The 1581-nt window shown below is 41.0% G+C and carries 3 pseudogenes; 1 reads left to right on the top strand and 2 read right to left on the bottom strand.

What is annotated here, in order from left to right:
• Window positions 1-686, bottom strand: a pseudogene (locus F6K22_RS40520) (FAD-dependent oxidoreductase); the annotation flags it as partial.
• Between the two features lie 179 nt (window positions 687-865).
• Between F6K22_RS40520 and F6K22_RS40515 the strand changes: the two are divergent.
• Window positions 866-1139 (top strand): annotated as a pseudogene (locus F6K22_RS40515) (transposase-like zinc-binding domain-containing protein); the annotation flags it as partial.
• A gap of 30 nt (window positions 1140-1169) precedes the next feature.
• Here F6K22_RS40515 and F6K22_RS40510 read toward each other — a convergent pair.
• Window positions 1170-1328: pseudogene (locus tag F6K22_RS40510) on the bottom strand (FAD-dependent oxidoreductase); the annotation flags it as partial.
• Window positions 1329-1581: the final 253 nt, after the last annotated feature.

Genomic DNA, 1581 nt, shown 5'->3' with positions numbered 1-1581 from the left:
AATTAATTTTTCCCTCAAACTCTCCTACTACCTTCTCCAAAATAGGCTTCAAAGTATGACACGGAGCACAGGTAGGAGCAGAATACTTCACAACAATTAGGCGATCGCTCTGATGGTAAAGACGACGCAAAGCATAACCACCCAGATGGTGAGTAGCATTCTGCTCAAAACTCTCAAAAGTATCAGCAACCAATCCATTTTCAGATTCTTCCGGCGACTTCTCTACATTCTTTTCTGGAGCCAACTGTTGTGCCAAACCTTTTGAAGACAACCATTTCTCTGCCAACATCGCCCCCATACAACCACTACCAGCAGCAGTTATAGCTTGACGAAACTCATACTCTTGCACATCACCCACAATCGTATACACCAGGAACGCTAGTTTTGACTAGATCTTGAGTCACCACATAAGCGACCTCATCCAATTCCAACTGCCCTTGAAAAATTTGAGTATTCGGAGTATGACCAATTGCATAAAATAAACCTCCAACTGGTAACTTCGTCTGTTCACCAGTCTGATTATTTCTCAGTTTCACCCCTTCCAAACGACTCTTACCATAAACATCTACCACCTCAGTTTGCCAATGAACAGTAATTTTGTCATTTTCCAACACTCTGTGCTGCATCATCTTACTTGTCCGCATTAGATTCCGGCGTACCAACAAATGAACATGAGAACCATACTTATACCATTTCACAGAATTCAGAATTCAGAAGTTAGATTGGATAGGCTAAAAACTTTGATAAGAGAAAGGTTTGAGGCAATTATTTTACATTTAAAGTTTGAAATTATGGCGTTGGTGAATCAAGCTATGAATTAAGGTTTTATTAATAAAATAAATCAAGATTACTATAGTCTCAAATCATGGAATGTCCCGAATGTAAATCTCATCATATCCGCAAAAACGTCTGGGAATCGGCAAGGGAAACAAAACTACATCTGTGTTAATTGTTCTCGTCAATGAGAGTGATAATTATCAATTAGAACAGGGTTAATAATTACGAATTTAAACATGAATGTTTAACAATGTATGTCAATGGCATGGGATAAAGAGCGATCGCTCTAAGTCAAAAAAATTCACCACGCCACCATCATTAATTGGATTAAACAAGTGGGTGAGTTACTGCCCAATAGTTATTCTCGCATTGAGGATTCCACAGGTCGGAGAATCGGTAGTTGTCATTAGTTGACCGCCTGGTATACCTCCCATTTGGTAGCCTTCAAACACAACTGCTTTAAGGTTGGCACGTCCGGCATAAGTGGCGACGGTATACCCTGCTGGTCCCGAACCTATCACTACTAAGTTTTCTACTTTTTGCTTAGTCATCATAAAAAATCGGTAAGTGGGAAAAGTGCCAGTTTTAACGGCTGGATGGAAACGACACGACGAGCAATAAAGCGTAGTCAAAACGTGTTATAATTAAGGCATTAAGACGTGTGGGACCTCTCAAGCATGGTGAAAGCCCGATAGCTAATGGACGATCCACGTTAAAGGGTGGTTAATCGAAAAGGTAGCCCGGTGCTTACCAGCACTCTGTTTCCAGCCGTAACTCAGCACGTTGTAACGAGGGAGCGAGTGA

Origin of the sequence: Okeania sp. SIO2F4, assembly GCF_010672385.1 — a bacterium.
Classification (GTDB): Bacteria; Cyanobacteriota; Cyanobacteriia; order Cyanobacteriales; family Microcoleaceae; genus Trichodesmium.
This window is presented reverse-complemented; position numbering and strand designations above follow the sequence as displayed.